Below are 15,221 nucleotides of genomic sequence, written 5' to 3'. Positions count from 1 at the left end.
CGCCCGCCGGCCCGCCCGTACGCCGTCAGCGCTGGTAGGGGTTCTGCCCCGGCTGCGTGAACCCGGCCTGCTGACCCTGCCCCGGGCCCTGGCCGAGACCGCCGTCCGGCCCCGCCGCGTGCTGGGCGAGCAACTGGTCGGCCTGCTCCTTGGAGACCTGCTGCTCCCCGCCGCAGAACGTGCACTGCGTGGCGTACTTCGACGAGAACGGGAACAGCGGCACGAAGAACAGCGTGAACTTCGTGACCCGCTTGCGCAGGGTGTGCGCCGCCGGGTTGCCGCACCAGCCGCACACCAGCGTCAGGACGGCCAGTTGGTGCAGATAGCCCTTGGTGCCGAAAATGATCATGTCGTGGTCCCTTTCCCCGCCCCCCGGAGTGCCTGGCGGCACAGCGTCAGGAGCCTTTCGTCCTCGTACGTGTCATGGCTTCCGTACCCGCCGTCCATCGCGTTGTGACGGCGTACGGAGGAGAGCTCGGCCCGCAGCACCTGTGCCGCCGCCGACCCCGCGTCGACCGGTCCCATCCGCGCCAGGCATTCTGCCACCCGGACGCGTACATGACGGTTCTTGTCCCAGGCGGCGAGCAGCACCTCGATGGGCTCCTCCGGCCGGCCGGACACCTCCCGGAGCGCGATCGCGGCGTCCACCCGCAACCACAGCTCATCGTGGTCCAGCAGCCCGCGCAGACGGGGGACCGCCACCGCGGCGTACGGCCCGAGCGCCCCCAGGGCCGCAGCGGCGGCCCGCCGGTCGTGCACCTGGTCGGAGCCGATGCCCTCCATCAGCACGGGCAGCACCGCGTCCGTGTCCCCGGAGACCGCCCACAGCGCCTCGGCCGCCTCCGTGGCCGAGCCGGGCCGGCGGAGCAGCGCCCGCAGCTCCGGCACGGCGGCCTCCGCCGCGGGCCCGAACGCCCCGAGCGCGCGCAGCGCCGCCGTACGCAGCCACTCGCCCCGGTACTCCGGCGCGCCGCGCAGCACCCGCAGCACCTCCGGCGTCGCCTCGCCCGCGCGCAGGCCCGTCAGCCCGGCCAGCAGCGGGCTCGCCCGGTCGTACGCCCCCTCGTCCAGCGCCACCCCGGCGAGCCTGCGCCGCAGCGCACCGGCGAGGGGTCGGGCGGCCGGCCCGAGCTCGACGACCGCCGCGCCCAGGTCGTGCGGCACCTCCGGCAGCTCCAGGGCCGCCGCCAGGGCGGGCAGCGCACGGGCGTCGCCGAGCCGGGCCAGCGCCTTCACCGTGGAGCCGAGTCCGGGCGGGCCGCTGGCCCACTCCTTCACCCAGCCGCCGGGATCGCCCGCCAGGCGGGCGGCCAGGGCGTCCGCGGCGGGGGCGGCCAGCGAGAACAGCTCCTCCAGTACGTGCGAGGCGGCATCGGCCAGCCGGGACTCCGGGTCGGCGAGCTGATCGCCGACGAGCGCCACCAGCTCCCCGTACGAACCGCGCCAGGCCCGCATCAGCCCGCCGCTCATCCGGACGGCGTCGACGCGCTGCCAGCGGTCGGGGCTGCGCAACTGGTCGATGAGGAGAGCCGTGCGGTCGCCCACCCGGTCGTCCAGGCCGACGTGCAGGGTGCGCAGCAGATCGGCGGTCCAGGGGGCCCCGCGCCCGGCGTTCTCCTGGGCGGACAGGGCGCGCAACTGCCCCACCAGGGTCGGCGCGGCGACCTGCTCGGCCCCGGAGGCGTCCCCGCACCCGCCGGGCTCGGCCTCGCACTCCGCCTCCGGCCCGCAGTCCTTCTCGCGCTCCTGCTCCTGATCCTGGTCGCTCCCCTGCTCGTTCCCGTGGTCCGGCGGGGTGTCCGGGCCCGTACGCAGCTCGTGCAGCAGCTCCGACACGACCGGCACCACATCGCCGGGCAGCGCGTCGGGCGAACAGCGCGCCAGCTGGGCCAGGGCGGCGAGCCGCAGTCCGGGCGTGTGGGCCCGGTCCACCAGCAGCCTCAGCCAGTCCGCCACCCGCCCGGCCAGCGGGCGGTGCCGCAGGGCGACGCGCCCGGCCGCCTCCACGAGCGCGAGCCGCACCTCCTCGTCGGGCTCCACCGGCAGCCGCTCCCGCAACTGCTCCAGCACCCGGACGGGCTGCCGGTGCAACGTGGCGAGCGCCAGCGGAGCCGCCAGCCGCACCCCGCGGTCCTCGTCGGCGATCAGCTCGAAGAACACCCCGGCCCCGGCGGTGACGGCCGCCGCCGCCATCGCGTAGTTCGCGGCGCCCTCGATCTCGTCCTCGTCGATCTCCGCCTCGTCGTCCTCGTCCAGATCGAAGCCGCCGATGCTGGTGAGCAGTTCGACGACGCTGCCCCGGTCCTGGACGGCCGGGTCCACGACGAGCTCGAAGAGGAAGGGGATGCACGCGAGGGTGCAGGCGTACACGTCTCCCTGGTGGTGCACGGCGCCGTACATGCCGTCGAGCGCGCTCTCCCGTTCCGCCGGATCGGCGGAGGCGAGCCCCCGAAGGAGCACCGGCACGTCGTCGGCGGGCCCGTAGGCATGCTCCATCGACGCCCAGTCGACCTCATCGATCCCCGAGAACACGCCATCCCCTCCCCACGTCACGGCGACGCCCCGAGCGGCACTCACGCCCGGCACGTCTGTTCTCCACGCCCCTGCGGCGCGTCCCGAAGAAAGCGCCTGCGCAGAGTGTGCACCACGCATCCGACAATCCACCCGCCACTTGTGGCCTTTCCTCAGGCCGTAACCAGGTCATGACCTGGCCATGACGAGCTGGGTGCGAGGGCCCCTGTGGGACACCGGTGAAAGCCGGGGCGAAACGGTCCTGCTACGCGCCCGCTCCCGGGCCGGCGGGCAGCGGACGGGCCTGTTCCGGGTCGAGCAGCGGGCCGAGCAGATCGCCGTGACGCTCCAGTCGCGCGGCCATGCCGTCCGCCCGGAACACCAGCGCCTTCGGCGTCCGGCAGTCCGCGATCTCGTCCCAGGTGACGGGGGCGGACACCGTGGGCTCGGCCCTCGCCCGCAGGGTGTAGGGGGTGGCGGTGGTCTTCGACGCGGAGTTCTGGCTGAAGTCGACGAAGACCTTCCCCGGCCGCAGGGCCCGCTTCATCCGGTGCAGGACCAGGGCCGGCAGCGCGCTCTCCGCCTCCATGGCGAGCCGCTTCGCGTACGCGGACACCTCGGCGGCCGGCGTCGGCTCCACCGGTACCAGCAGATGCAGCCCCTTGGACCCGGACGTCTTCCCGTACGCGAACAGCCCGTCCGAGGCCAGACGCTCCCGCAGCCAGAGCGCGACCGAGCAGCACTCCACGATCGTGGCGGGGGAGCCGGGGTCCAGGTCGAAGACCATCCGGTCGGCTCTCTCGGGCGTCTCGGCCCGCCACTGCGGGGTGTGGAACTCCACCACCAGGTTGGCCGCCCACATCAGGGAGGCCAGATCCTGGACCATCACCTGGCGGGCGGCCGGGTCCTCGCCGCGCGGCACGGGGGTGGTGCGCACCCAGTCGGGCGTACCGGGAGGCGGATTCTTGGTGAAGAAGAGCTGCCCATCGGGCCCGTCCGGATACCGCAGGAACGAGACCGGACGGCCGCGCAGATGCGGCAGGATCACGCCCGCCGCCGTGGCCGCGTAGTAGTGCAGCACCTCGCCCTTGGTCGTGCCGGTGGCCGGATACAGCAGCTTGTCGAGATTGCTGAGCGAGAGGCGCCGCCCCTCCACCTCCGTGATCGGCGTCATACGATAAGAGTCACACGAATCATCCGAAAACCTACCCAAGCGTTCTTAACGTCCTTGGCGTCAAAAGGGGTGAACGGTGAGGTCCATATGGAACGGCGCGATCTCCTTCGGGCTGGTCAGCATCCCGATCAAGCTGGTCAACGCCACCGAGAACCATGCGATCCACTTCCGGCAGATCCATCTGGCCGACGGTGGCCGGATCCGGTACCGCAAGGTCTGTGAGCTGGATGAGGAAGAGGTGGCCGGCGGCGATATCGGCAAGGCGTACGAGGACGCGGACGGCACGATGATCCCGATCACGGACGAGGACCTGGCCCAGCTGCCGCTGCCCACCGCCAAGACCATCGAGATCGTCGCCTTCGTGCCCGCCGACGAGATCGACCCGCTCCAGATGGACGCGGCGTACTACCTCTCCGCCAACGGGGTCCCGGCCGCCAAGCCGTACACCCTGCTGCGCGAGGCCCTCAAGCGCAGCAACAAGGTCGCCGTCGCCAAGTACGCCCTGCGCGGCCGTGAACGGCTCGGCATGCTGCGGGTCGTCGACGACGTGATCGCCATGCACGGCCTTCTGTGGCCGGACGAGATCCGGGCTCCGGAGGGCGTCGCCCCGGACGGCGACGTCACGGTCCGCGACGCCGAACTCGACCTGGCGGACGCCCTGATGGACACCCTCGGCGAGGTCGACATGGACAGCCTCCACGACGACTACCGGGAGGCGGTGGAGGAGCTCATCGCGGCGAAGGCGTCCGGCGAGGCGGTGGAGCCGACCCGGTCCGAGGACTCCGGCGGCGGCAAGGTCATCGACCTGATCGCGGCCCTGGAGAACAGCGTCCGCGCGGCGAAGAAGTCCCGGGGGGAGGGGGATGGGGAGGGAGAGGAGAGCGAGGACGGGGGCGGGGCCCGGGGAGAGGGCGACGGCGACCTGGCGGACGTCCACCCCATAAAGAAGACGACGTCCGGGAGGACGGCGAAGAAGGCGACCCGGACGACGCGGGCGACCCAAAAGAAGTCCACGGCGCAGAAGTCGACGGCACACAAGTCCGCGCCGCAGAAGTCCGCGTCCACGTCCACGCCCAAATCCACCGGTACGAAGAAGTCGACGGCGTCCACGGCCAAGAAGACGGCGCAGAAGAAGACAGCGGCCAAGTCGACGTCCTCTTCCCACGCCTCTTCCCCAGCGTCCACGTCCTCCGCGAAGAAGCAGACGTCGTCGTCCGGCGGCCGGAGCAAGAAGACCACGGCCTCCCCCCGCAAGCGAGCCTCGGCCTGACCCGTGGCAACGCCCCCGCCCCCGGCTCCCGCCTGTCGTAGGCCACCCGTACGCTACGGCGCATGAGCGCTAAGGCCCCATCGGGACGGGTGATCGACGGCCGCTTCACGCTGGTGGAGCGGCTCGGCAGCGGTGGCATGGGCATGGTCTGGCGGGCCCGCGACGAGGCGCTGCACCGGGACGTCGCCCTCAAGGAAGTACGGCCCCCGGACCCGGCGCTCGCGGAGTACGACCCGGAGGGCGCCCGCACCCTGCGCGCCCGGGTGCTGCGCGAGGCCCGCGCCCTGGCCCGCCTCGACCACCCCAACGTGGTCACCGTCCACCACATCGTCGACCCCGGCGAGGACGGCTACCCCTGGATCGTCATGGAGCTGGTGGCCGGCTCCTCCCTCCACGACCGGCTCGCCGCCGGCCCCATGGACCCCGCCGAGGCCGCCGAACTGGGGCGCGGCATCCTCTCCGCTCTCCGCGCCGCCCACGCCTGCGGCATCCAGCACCGCGACGTCAAACCCGCCAACGTCCTGCTGCGCACGGACGGCCGCCCGGTCCTCACCGACTTCGGCATCGCCGCGATCCGCGAGTCGACCAGCCTCACGATGACGGGCGCGCTCATCGGCTCGCCCGACTACATAGCCCCCGAGCGCATCCGGGGCACCGAGGGCGACCCGTCGTCCGACCTCTGGTCGCTCGGCATGATGCTGTACGTCGCGGTCGAGGGCCGCCACCCCCTGCGCAGGGCCACCACCCTCGCCACCCTGGCCGCGGTGCTCGACGAGGAGATCCCCCCGCCGGTACGGGCAGGGCAGCTGGCCCCCGTCCTGACCGCGCTCCTCACCAGGGACATCCCGTCCCGCCCGGACGCCGGGACCCTCGACCGCATGCTGACCGAAGCGGCGCGGGGCACGGACGGCACGCGGGGGACGGACGGCTCGCGAGGCGCACAGGGCACGCGGAGCGCACACGGCACGTGGGGCACGGACGGCACGCGAGGCGCACACGAAGCCCCGCCCGTCCGCGACCCCCGCATCCCCTCCGGAACCGCGCCCTCTGACCCCACTCCCCACCCGCCGACCCTGACCCCGGCGGACCGGGTGCCCACGGGCTTCGGCCCTCCACAGCCGTTCCCCGTCCCGCTCCCCGGCGACGAACACGGCCGCCGCGACCCGCGCCGGACCCAGACCCGGACGCAGACCCGGACTCGCGCCCGGATACTCGTCACCGCCTCGTCCGTCGTCTCGGCGGCGGTGCTGACGGGCGTGATCCTCTGGATGGTGGACCCGTCGCGCTTCGGAGCCGATGGCAACGACGCAGCGAAGGGCGGCAACCGCCCCGACACCACGGCGAGCGCCCCCGCGAACAGCCGGGGCACGACGCCATCCGCCTCCGACCCCGCCCCGAGCCTCGGACAGCCGGTCGTGGACGACGAGAAGCCCGCCGGGGCCACCGACCTCCTCACCCCCGAAGGCGCACGGCAGGCCATCGCGGCGCTGAAGCCGCTGATGGGCGGGACGAAGGTCACCGACTTCACCCTCTACGGCGAGCACGCCTCCGCCCAGGCGCCGCTGAAGTCCAACTCCCGCCTCTACGACCGGTTCAGCTACCGGGACGGGCGGGCGAAGAACGACGACATGGGCGGCACGCTCATGTCCGGGGACAAGCCGGTCGACCTGGAATCCGTCGACTGGGACGCCCTGCCCGCCCTGCTGCGGACGGCCAGGACGAGCCTCAACGTCCCCGATCCGGAGTTCAGTTACGTGATCGTGGACCCGTCGTCGCCCTTCCACGGCAACCGCCCGGTGCTGCGCGTCTACGTCTCCGACAAGTACGGCGGCGCCCACCTCACCGCGCACCTGGACGGCCGGGTCATCGAGAAGAACCCGCGCGCGACGGACTGACCGGCGGAGCGGAAGCCGGCTTGATGTAGTCGGGCAGGGTGGGCAGGTCGAGTCCCAGAGAGCTGCGCTCGATGACATAGGTGCAGCTGGTGTACGTGTACCCGGGCTGGACCTTCGACCCCGCCGCGTAGCTGTCCACCCGGGCCGACGCGCCCGTGCCGTGCTTGTAGAGGAAGTGGTAGTCGCCCGCCGGGAGTCGGAGCCGCGCCTTGGGGTAGTTCTTGCCGCTCGCCCGGCAGGCGAGCCGGGGTCCGCTCGACGCGCTGTAGCGCTTGCAGTCGCCGCACGGCTTCAGCGTGACGGAACCGGTGACCGGCCCGGTGTAGAGGACCTCGACCGAGTTCGGCGCGTCGTTGCTGATGACGAGCGGCATCCGGGCCCCGCCGGGAGACCCGGAGGGAGGCAGCCGCTTGCCCGCCGCCGGCCGGTCGTCGGCGATCTCCGCGGCGATGGCTATGTTCCGGGCCTGCCGCACCCGCCCGTCGCCCTTGTACTGACGGGCGAAGTCGGACAGGGACTTGCGCGCCTCGGTGAACTTCCCCTCCTTGAACTGGTCGACCCCGCAGGCGTACACCCCGTCCCGCACACCCCGGTCGGCGTCGGCGCGCAGGCCCGAGACGTTCGCGGCGGGCAGGGCGGAGACCGTGGTGCCGAGAGAGCGCAACTCCCCGGTGGCCGCGCACGGCTCGTCCCGCTTCAACGCCGCGACCTGGTCCTTGATCCGCCTGCTGATCTCCGGGCCCACCCGCTTCGCCGGCGCGGACTCGGGGAACGTACGCAACAGCTCGCCCAGCTCCGTACCGCCGCCCCCGCCGGACCCCTCCAGGTGCGACACACCGCACTCGTACAGCGACTTGGCGAGCGGTTCGTCGGGCCACGAGGCCAGCTCGCCCAGCAGCTTCCCCTCCACGGAGCCCGGCAGGGTCCGCAGGTAGGTCAACGGCTCGACGGCCTCGCAGTGCCGCTTCTCGGCGTACGGAGCCGAGACCGCGTCGTAGTACGCCTTCAGGCGGTCCGGAACGAGCTTCGCGGCCCGCGATCCGGGATGGTCCTCGTCGAGCGCGCGGTACACCCCGAGCGCCCCCTCGTACTGGCTGCGCGCCAGGGTGAACGGCACCTTCGACGCGGCCGTGACCTGCTGGTCCCCGGACTCCAGCCGGTCCAGCAGCACCTGCTCCCTGGCCTCGTCCCGCGCCGAGCCGTACACCACGGCCCCGCCCGCCGGAACGGCCAGCAGCACCACTCCCAGCGCGGCGGCCAGCACCGGCCGCCACGAACCGCCGAGCGCCGAACGCCGGGCGATCCGGGCCCCGTCGACGGCGGCGAGCGTCAGCACCACGAGATACCCGACGAGCACCCCCGCCGGGACCCCGTCCGGATCGGCGGGCAGCGCGACGAGCAGCAGCAACCCGGTCGCCGCCCAGCACCCGGCGGCCCGGCCCCACCGCCCCAGCAGGGCGTACCCCAGCCCGAGCCCGGTCAGATTGAGCAGCCCGGCGGCCACGGCCCGCACCCCCGCACCGGCCGGCGGCGGCCCGGCGGCCGGCGGACCGGAGGGCGGCGGCGGCCCGAACCCAGGAGGAGCCCCGGAACCCGGCGGGTCCGAAGGCGGGGGAGGCCCGAAGCCGGACGGACCGGAAGGGGACGGCGGCCCGAACCCGGGCGGCGGCCCGGCGGGCGGCTGCGGAACGGCGCCACCGGTTCCGGACGCGGCTCCGGTCACGGGACCGGCCCCGCCACCCTCCCCGCCACTGTGCCCGCCCGCACTGTGCCCGCCCGCTCCCCGTCCCGCCGTCCCGTGGTCACCGGACTCCATAGCGGCCCCCCGCCGTCGACCCTCATAAGTCCCCGTCACTCTGCCCGGATCCGTCACGTTTCACGCCCGGTCGGAACCACGGCTTTCACGGTCGCTGAGCCCCACCACCGTGCCCCGCGACCGAGCACCGACACCGAGCGGCCCCGGCACCGAGCGTCACCGACACCGAGCGGCCCCGGCCCGGTGGGCACCGGTGCGTCAGGGCAGGTCGCGGAGGAAGGCCAGGAGCGAGGCGGTCAGGGTGGCCGGGGCGTCCAGCGGCACGAGGTGCCCCGCGTCCGGGATCACGGTGAGGGCGGCGCCGGGAATGAGGGAGGCCAGCTCATGGGCCTTGGCCACCGGGATCCAGGTGTCCTCCGCACCCCAGCACACGGCGACCGGGAGCCCGATCCGGGGATACAGCCCCTGCACCTCGTCGGTGTAGCGCTGATCGGCCTGGGCGATCTGCCGGTAGAAGGCGGCCTGCCCCTCCTCGTCCGACCAGGGGGCGACCAGCCGGTCGGCCACATCGGACCGCAGCCCGGGGAAGCTCGCCGACCCGACGTACTCCCGGACGAGCGCACGGTGCAGGGCGGGCGGCAACTGTTCGAAGACCTCGCTGTTGCGCCCCACCAGCCGGAAGAACGGCGAACCCCAGGGAGCCAGGGCGACGGGGTCGACCAGGGCCAGAGCGCGGTAGGCGGCCCCGTGCAGCAGATGGGCCCGCAGCGCGACGGCGCCCCCGAAGTCATGGGCGACCACGACCGGGTCCGTGAGCCCCCAGTGGTCCAGCAACTGCGTGAAGACCCGGCCCTGCGCGTCCAGGGAGACGTCCTGCCCCCGGTGCTTCTCCGAGGCGCCGTAGCCCGGCATGTCCCAGACGAACACCTGGTACTGCTGCGCCAGGGCCCGGGCCGCATCCCGCCAGACGAAGGAGGAGAACGGCGTCCCGTGCAGCAGAACGACGGGCTCCCCGCCCTCGGGCCCCAGCCGGTCCCAGCGGACCGTGCCGGATGTGCTGGAAAAGCTCTCGCGCAACGGCCAGTCGGTCACGTCTTTGATCCCCTTCCGTATACGGGTGGCCAAACCGGCTGCCGGTTTGACTGACGCCGCGTCAGCAGCGTTGCTCCGAGCGTCGGCAGGCAATTTTGCCAGGACGGCTATGGCCGCCTCGCGAGCCGGAAGACCGCGTAGGTGATGCCCAGGATGACATCCACGACGGCCCAGAGGACGATGACCAGCCCCACACCGATCGCGGTGCCCGCGCTCTCGGCATCGTTGCAGGTCTGCTTGTCGAGCGTTCCGCAGTCCTCAGGGGTGCCCGCGCCGGAAGCGATCCCGCTGATCAGCCAGATCAGGAAGAGCAGTTGGACGCCCAGGAACACCCATAGGAAGATACGGCGCTTCTTGCGCGGGTGTCGCGGCGGTGGCTGGGGCTGCCACTGGGGAGCGCTCCCCTGGGGAATGCTCATGACGATCACGCTTCGTTCATGTCGTCAGACGTCACGCCGTCTCAGGGCGGCGGGGTCACCTCGTCTGTCCCGGCCTGCGCGGCTTCACACCGAGGCTCTTCGGTTACGACCATCATCCCTCCGCCCGCCGGCTTCAGCGCGCCCGGCCCGCGAGGGGGATGGCCGGCCGGCGCCGTAAGGAAAGTCACGCGGTCAGGGGACCGTCTGCGTCCGGCAGGTACGAGAAAGGGTCTGACCCGCTTCTCAGCGGGTCAGACCCTCTTTCCGGAAAGTGCCCCCGGCAGGATTCGAACCTGCGCACCCGGCTCCGGAGGCCGATGCTCTATCCCCTGAGCTACGGGGGCGTATCGCGGTGCTGCTCTGCGACGGGTGAAACACTACCAGCTCCCACCGGGTGTCCGTGAACAGGTATTCCGCCGCGTCAGCCCGTCCCCCGTCCGGGGCGGAAGTGCGCAAAAGCCGGACGCGGTCAGCGGGGCCGACCTACTCTGGAAGGGTGTCAGGCGCGTACGGCCGTGTGCTTGTTGTCGACGACAACAAGGTCATCCGGCAGCTGATCAAGGTCAATCTCGAGCTGGAGGGCTTCGAGGTCGTGACCGCGGCCGATGGCGTCGAGTGCCTGGACCTGGTCCACCGCGTCCGCCCCGACGTGATCACCCTCGATGTCGTGATGCCCCGGCTCGACGGCCTGGAGACCGCGTCCCTGCTGCGCGCCGAGCCCCGCACGGGCCATGTGCCCATCGCCGTCATCAGCGCCTGCACGCCGTACGAGGTGGACGCGGGGGTCTCCGCCGGGGTCGACGCGTTCCTGGCGAAGCCGTTCGAGCCGAGCGAGCTGGTGCGGATGGTGCGCCGGCTGGCGACCGGCGGGGAGCGGCCCTCGGTGGACGGCTGGAGCGGCGTCGGACGCGCGGGGACCGCCACCGGCTGACCGGTCGCGGAGGATGGGTACCGCCCCTCGCCGACCGGCTTGACCCGGGCTCGGGCCGCCCCCCGCCGACCGGATGGCGAAACCGGGTCGCGGAGTGCCCCTCCTCCTCCCATACGCTTGTCCCGTGACCCCCGCCGACCTCTCCCGGACCGTGCTGCACGCCGTGCGCCGCGCGGTCGACGAGAACGCGCTGCGCGCGCCCGTGCCCGCGCGCGTGCGGGTGGAGAGGACCCGGCCCGGAGGCAGCGGCGACTACGCCTGTGCGGTCGCCCTCCAGCTCGCCGGGCCCGCCGAGCTGCCGGCCCTGGAGGTCGCGCGCATCCTGCGGGAGCGGGTCGCCGTCGAGCCCGGCATCGGACGGGTCGAGATCACCGGGCCCGGGTTCCTCAGCTTCACCCTGGACGCCCCGGCCGACAACGACCTGGCCCTCCTCGACGCCGTACGGGAACAGGGCCTCGCGTACGGACACGGGGACGCCCTCCGGGACGAGGTCCACCACCTCCACCACGCCCCCGAAGTGCGCGCGGCCGTCACCGCCGACGCCGTACGCCGGCTCCTCGCCGCCCAGGGCGCCCAGGTCCGGATCGGCTGCGAGCAGCCGGGCGACGACCCGGAGTGGACCCGTCTCGGAGTCGGAGTCGGACCCAACGTCGGAGTCGGACCCGGAGACGGAGTCGGACCCGGCGTCGGAGCCGGACCCGCAGTCGGGCCCGGCGTCACCGTGGACGCGCGCCGGACCCCCCGCCCCGTGCCTGCCGGGACCACCGCCGCCGGACTGCTGGAGCGGCTCGGGGCGGACGCCGCCCGCTGGGGGCTGCTGCGGCCCGCCGGGCACGACCGCGCGCCCCTCGGGGACGAGCTGCTCGTCCAGGGGGAGGCCAACCCGCTCTTCCGCGTCCGGTACGCCCACGCCAGGGCCCGCGCGCTCACCCGGAACGCCGCCGCCCTCGGGTTCGCCTCCGCTCCTGGGGCGGCTCCGTACGAGGACGCCGCCCGCCCCCTCCTCGATCTCCTCGCCGACCACCCCGGCGTCCTCCTGGCCGCAGCCCGTCACCGCGCGCCCGACCGGGTCGCCCGGCAGTTGGAAGCCGTCGCGCACGCCTTCCTCGACTTCCACGACTGCTGCCCGCCGCTGCCCTCGGGCGACGAGAAACCCTCGGCCGCCCACCGCTCCCGGCTGGCCCTCGCCGAGGCCGCCGGGACGGTGCTGGCAGGCGGCCTGTCCCTGCTCGGTATCAGCGCGCCCGAACACCTCTGAGAACCTGACGAATCCGAGAGAGCCCCACCATGAGCCGCTCCGCACACCCCGCCGGTCCCCGTCACGCCGACGTCCTGACCGAGGGGCACTACTCCGCCCCCGCCGCCGATCTGAACGCCCTGGACGAGAAGGTCTGGTCCCGTACCGTCACCCGTGACGCGGACGGCGCCCTCACCGTCGGCGGGATCGGCGTCGCCCGGCTCGCCGAGGAGTTCGGCACCCCGGCGTACTTCCTCGACGAGAGCGACTTCCGCGCCCGCTGCCGGGCCTGGGCCGACGCCTTCGGGCCGGACGCCGACGTCTTCTACGCCGGAAAGGCATTCCTCTCCCGCGCCGTCGTGCGCTGGCTGAAGGAGGAAGGGCTGAACCTCGACGTCTGCTCAGGCGGCGAGCTGACCACCGCCCTGGACGCGGGCATGCCCGCCGAGCGCATCGCCTTCCACGGCAACAACAAGACCGTCGCCGAGATCGAGCGGGCCGTCGAGGCCGGCGTCGGGCGGATCGTGCTCGACTCCTTCCAGGAGATCGTCCGCGTCGCCCACACCGCCCAGCGCCGCGGCGTCCGCCAGCGCGTCCAGATCCGCGTCACGGTCGGCGTCGAGGCGCACACCCACGAGTTCATCGCCACCGCGCACGAGGACCAGAAGTTCGGCATCGCGCTGGCGGACGGGCAGGCCGCCGAAGCCGTGCGGCGCGCCCTGAGCCTCGACGGGCTCGAACTCATCGGCATCCACTCGCACATCGGATCGCAGATCTTCGACATGGCCGGCTTCGAGGTCTCCGCCCGGCGCGTGGTGCAGCTGCTCGCCGAGATCCGCGACGAGCACGGCGTCGAGCTCCCCGAGATCGACCTCGGCGGCGGCCTCGGCATCGCGTACACCTCCGACGACGACCCCCGCGAGCCGCACGAGATCGCCAAGGCGCTCAGCGACATCGTCACCCGCGAGTGCGAGTCCGCGAAGTTGCGCACGCCCCGCATCTCCGTCGAGCCCGGGCGGGCCATCGTCGGACCCACCGCGTTCACGCTGTACGAGGTCGGCACCATCAAGCCCCTCGAAGGGCTGCGCACCTATGTCAGCGTCGACGGCGGGATGTCGGACAATATTCGTACCGCGCTGTACGACGCCGAGTACAGCGTGGCGCTCGTCTCGCGCACCTCGGAGGCGGAACCGATGCTCGTCCGGGTCGTCGGCAAGCACTGCGAGAGCGGGGACATCGTGGTCAAGGACGCGTTCCTGCCCGCGGACCTGGGGCCCGGCGACCTGATCGCCGTCCCCGCAACCGGCGCGTACTGCCGCTCGATGGCGAGCAACTACAACCACGCCCTGCGCCCCCCGGTCGTCGCCGTCCGGGAAGGCGAGGCACGCGTCATCGTCCGGCGCGAGACGGAGGAAGATCTCCTGCGTCTCGATGTCGGCTGATGAAATAGTCGTCTCAGGATCCGGACGAGGGTCAGAAACCCCCGTCCGGTGAGTGAGACTGGTCCACACATGAACATGGCCCTCCGGCGATGGGAGGGTGGGAGAAGGAGCGGTGTCAGACGCGCGTGCCCGGCACCGCGACGCCGCCCCCCGACCGCCGGAGGGTCCAGGTATGAGAAACGAGGTCGGATGATGCGTACGCGTCCGCTGAAGGTGGCGCTGCTGGGCTGCGGAGTGGTCGGCTCAGAGGTGGCGCGCATCATGACGACGCACGCCGACGACCTCGCGGCGCGCATCGGCGCACCCGTCGAGCTCGCCGGCGTCGCCGTCCGCCGCCCCTCGAAGGTGCGTGAGGGCATCGACCCCGCACTGATCACCACCGACGCGACCGCGCTCGTGCGGCGCGGCGACATCGACGTCGTCGTCGAGGTCATCGGGGGCATCGAGCCGGCCCGCACGCTCATCACCACCGCCTTCGAGCACGGCGCGAGCGTCGTCTCCGCCAACAAGGCGCTGCTCGCCGAGGACGGCGCGGCCCTGCACGCCGCCGCCGAGAAGTACGGCCGCGACCTGTACTACGAGGCCGCCGTCGCCGGGGCCATCCCGCTGGTCCGCCCGCTGCGTGAGTCGCTCGCCGGCGACAAGGTCAACCGGGTGCTCGGCATCGTCAACGGCACGACCAACTTCATCCTCGACAAGATGGACACCAGCGGCGCCGGCTACTCCGAGGCGCTCGACGAGGCCACCGCCCTCGGGTACGCCGAGGCCGACCCGACCGCCGACGTCGAGGGCTTCGACGCCGCCGCCAAGGCCGCGATCCTCGCCGGCATCGCCTTCCACACCCGCGTGAGGATCGGCGACGTCCACCGCGAGGGCATCACCGAGGTCACCGCCGCCGACATCGCCTCCGCCCGCCGCATGGGCTGCACGGTCAAGCTCCTCGCCATCTGCGAGCGCGCCGCGGACGGGGCCTCGGTCACCGCCCGCGTCCACCCCGCGATGATCCCGCTCAGCCACCCGCTGGCCTCCGTCCGCGAGGCGTACAACGCGGTGTTCATCGAGGCCGATGCCGCCGGGCAGCTGATGTTCTACGGCCCCGGCGCCGGCGGCTCCCCGACCGCGTCGGCGGTCCTCGGCGACCTCGTCGCGGTCTGCCGCAACAAACTGGGCGAGGCCACCGGACCCGGTGAGTCCGCCTACACGCGCCTGCCGGTCAGCCCCATGGGCGAGGTCGTCACGCGCTACCACATCAGCCTCGACGTGGCCGACAAGCCGGGCGTACTCGCCCAGGTGGCAACGGTCTTCGCCGAGCAGGGCGTATCGATCGACACGGTGCGCCAGCAAGGACGTCCAGATGGAGGCGGCGAGGCATCGCTCGTCGTCGTCACCCACCGCGCGCCCGACGCTGCCCTCTCCGGGACCGTCGAAGCGCTGCGCAAGCTCGACACCGTGCGCGGTGTCGCCAGCATCATGCGTGTTGAAGGGGAGTAAGGA

At 72.9% G+C, this 15,221-nt stretch carries 12 protein-coding genes and 1 tRNA gene; 6 read left to right on the top strand and 7 right to left on the bottom strand.

The window, feature by feature from the left end:
• Positions 1-25: 25 nt before the first annotated feature.
• From ACLJPL_RS12985 to ligD, 3 genes are all read right to left on the bottom strand, one after another.
• A complete protein-coding gene (locus tag ACLJPL_RS12985; protein WP_411080925.1) occupies positions 26-349 on the bottom strand; it encodes a zinc-ribbon domain-containing protein in 324 nt (107 codons plus the stop codon).
• The gene (locus tag ACLJPL_RS12980; RefSeq protein ID WP_411080924.1) at positions 346-2,532 is read right to left on the bottom strand and encodes a HEAT repeat domain-containing protein; all 2,187 of its coding nucleotides are present in this window, start codon (positions 2,530-2,532) and stop codon (positions 346-348) included. The genes ACLJPL_RS12985 and ACLJPL_RS12980 overlap by 4 nt, the downstream gene beginning before the upstream one ends.
• Positions 2,533-2,776: 244 nt before the next feature.
• Complete coding sequence (ligD, locus tag ACLJPL_RS12975) at positions 2,777-3,685, bottom strand: non-homologous end-joining DNA ligase (RefSeq protein WP_411080923.1); 909 nt, start codon at positions 3,683-3,685, stop codon at positions 2,777-2,779.
• A 76-nt stretch (positions 3,686-3,761) separates the two neighbouring features.
• Here ligD and ACLJPL_RS12970 point away from each other — a divergent pair, with 76 nt between their 5' ends.
• Complete coding sequence (locus ACLJPL_RS12970; RefSeq protein WP_411080922.1) at positions 3,762-4,955, top strand: Ku protein; 1,194 nt, start codon at positions 3,762-3,764, stop codon at positions 4,953-4,955.
• Between the two features lie 62 nt (positions 4,956-5,017).
• Positions 5,018-6,850, top strand: coding sequence for a serine/threonine-protein kinase (locus tag ACLJPL_RS12965; RefSeq protein WP_411080921.1), 1,833 nt, complete (start codon positions 5,018-5,020; stop codon positions 6,848-6,850).
• Here the strand turns inward: ACLJPL_RS12965 and ACLJPL_RS12960 are convergent.
• The 4 genes from ACLJPL_RS12960 to ACLJPL_RS12945 all read right to left on the bottom strand — a co-directional run bounded on the left by ACLJPL_RS12960 (position 6,819) and on the right by ACLJPL_RS12945 (position 10,461).
• Positions 6,819-8,363, bottom strand: a complete 1,545-nt coding sequence (locus ACLJPL_RS12960) for a hypothetical protein (protein ID WP_411080920.1) — start codon at positions 8,361-8,363, stop codon at positions 6,819-6,821. The two genes, ACLJPL_RS12965 and ACLJPL_RS12960, sit on opposite strands and share 32 nt — an antisense overlap.
• Positions 8,364-8,864: 501 nt before the next feature.
• Positions 8,865-9,698: an alpha/beta fold hydrolase gene (locus ACLJPL_RS12955; RefSeq protein ID WP_411080919.1), complete on the bottom strand. Its 834-nt coding sequence runs from the start codon at positions 9,696-9,698 to the stop codon at positions 8,865-8,867.
• 107 nt (positions 9,699-9,805) lie between these two features.
• Complete coding sequence (locus ACLJPL_RS12950) at positions 9,806-10,117, bottom strand: hypothetical protein (protein WP_411080918.1); 312 nt, start codon at positions 10,115-10,117, stop codon at positions 9,806-9,808.
• A 272-nt stretch (positions 10,118-10,389) separates the two neighbouring features.
• Positions 10,390-10,461: transfer RNA gene (locus tag ACLJPL_RS12945), tRNA-Arg, on the bottom strand.
• Positions 10,462-10,613: 152 nt separating this feature from the next.
• Here ACLJPL_RS12945 and ACLJPL_RS12940 point away from each other — a divergent pair.
• The 4 genes from ACLJPL_RS12940 (at position 10,614) to ACLJPL_RS12925 (ending at position 15,218) form a co-directional block, all read left to right on the top strand.
• Positions 10,614-11,048, top strand: coding sequence for a response regulator (locus ACLJPL_RS12940; protein ID WP_411080917.1), 435 nt, complete (start codon positions 10,614-10,616; stop codon positions 11,046-11,048).
• 124 nt (positions 11,049-11,172) lie between these two features.
• Positions 11,173-12,306: an ArgS-related anticodon-binding protein NrtL gene (gene nrtL, locus ACLJPL_RS12935; RefSeq protein WP_411080916.1), complete on the top strand. Its 1,134-nt coding sequence runs from the start codon at positions 11,173-11,175 to the stop codon at positions 12,304-12,306.
• Positions 12,307-12,335: 29 nt separating this feature from the next.
• Positions 12,336-13,727, top strand: a complete 1,392-nt coding sequence (gene lysA / locus ACLJPL_RS12930; protein WP_411080915.1) for a diaminopimelate decarboxylase — start codon at positions 12,336-12,338, stop codon at positions 13,725-13,727.
• Between the two features lie 189 nt (positions 13,728-13,916).
• A complete protein-coding gene (locus ACLJPL_RS12925; protein ID WP_411080914.1) occupies positions 13,917-15,218 on the top strand; it encodes a homoserine dehydrogenase in 1,302 nt (433 codons plus the stop codon).
• Positions 15,219-15,221 lie beyond the last annotated feature (3 nt).

The organism is Streptomyces sp. cmx-18-6 (assembly GCF_046548915.1).
Taxonomy (GTDB): domain Bacteria; phylum Actinomycetota; class Actinomycetes; order Streptomycetales; family Streptomycetaceae; genus Streptomyces.
This window is presented reverse-complemented; position numbering and strand designations above follow the sequence as displayed.

Coding starts and splice junctions, on each gene's coding strand:
- ACLJPL_RS12925 (WP_411080914.1), top strand. CDS start 13,917: ATGATGCGTACGCGTCCGCTGAAGGTGGCGCTGCTGGGCTGCGGAGTG.
- ACLJPL_RS12950 (WP_411080918.1), bottom strand. CDS start 10,117: ATGAGCATTCCCCAGGGGAGCGCTCCCCAGTGGCAGCCCCAGCCACCG.
- ACLJPL_RS12965 (WP_411080921.1), top strand. CDS start 5,018: ATGAGCGCTAAGGCCCCATCGGGACGGGTGATCGACGGCCGCTTCACG.
- ACLJPL_RS12985 (WP_411080925.1), bottom strand. CDS start 349: ATGATCATTTTCGGCACCAAGGGCTATCTGCACCAACTGGCCGTCCTG.
- lysA (WP_411080915.1), top strand. CDS start 12,336: ATGAGCCGCTCCGCACACCCCGCCGGTCCCCGTCACGCCGACGTCCTG.
- ligD (WP_411080923.1), bottom strand. CDS start 3,685: ATGACGCCGATCACGGAGGTGGAGGGGCGGCGCCTCTCGCTCAGCAAT.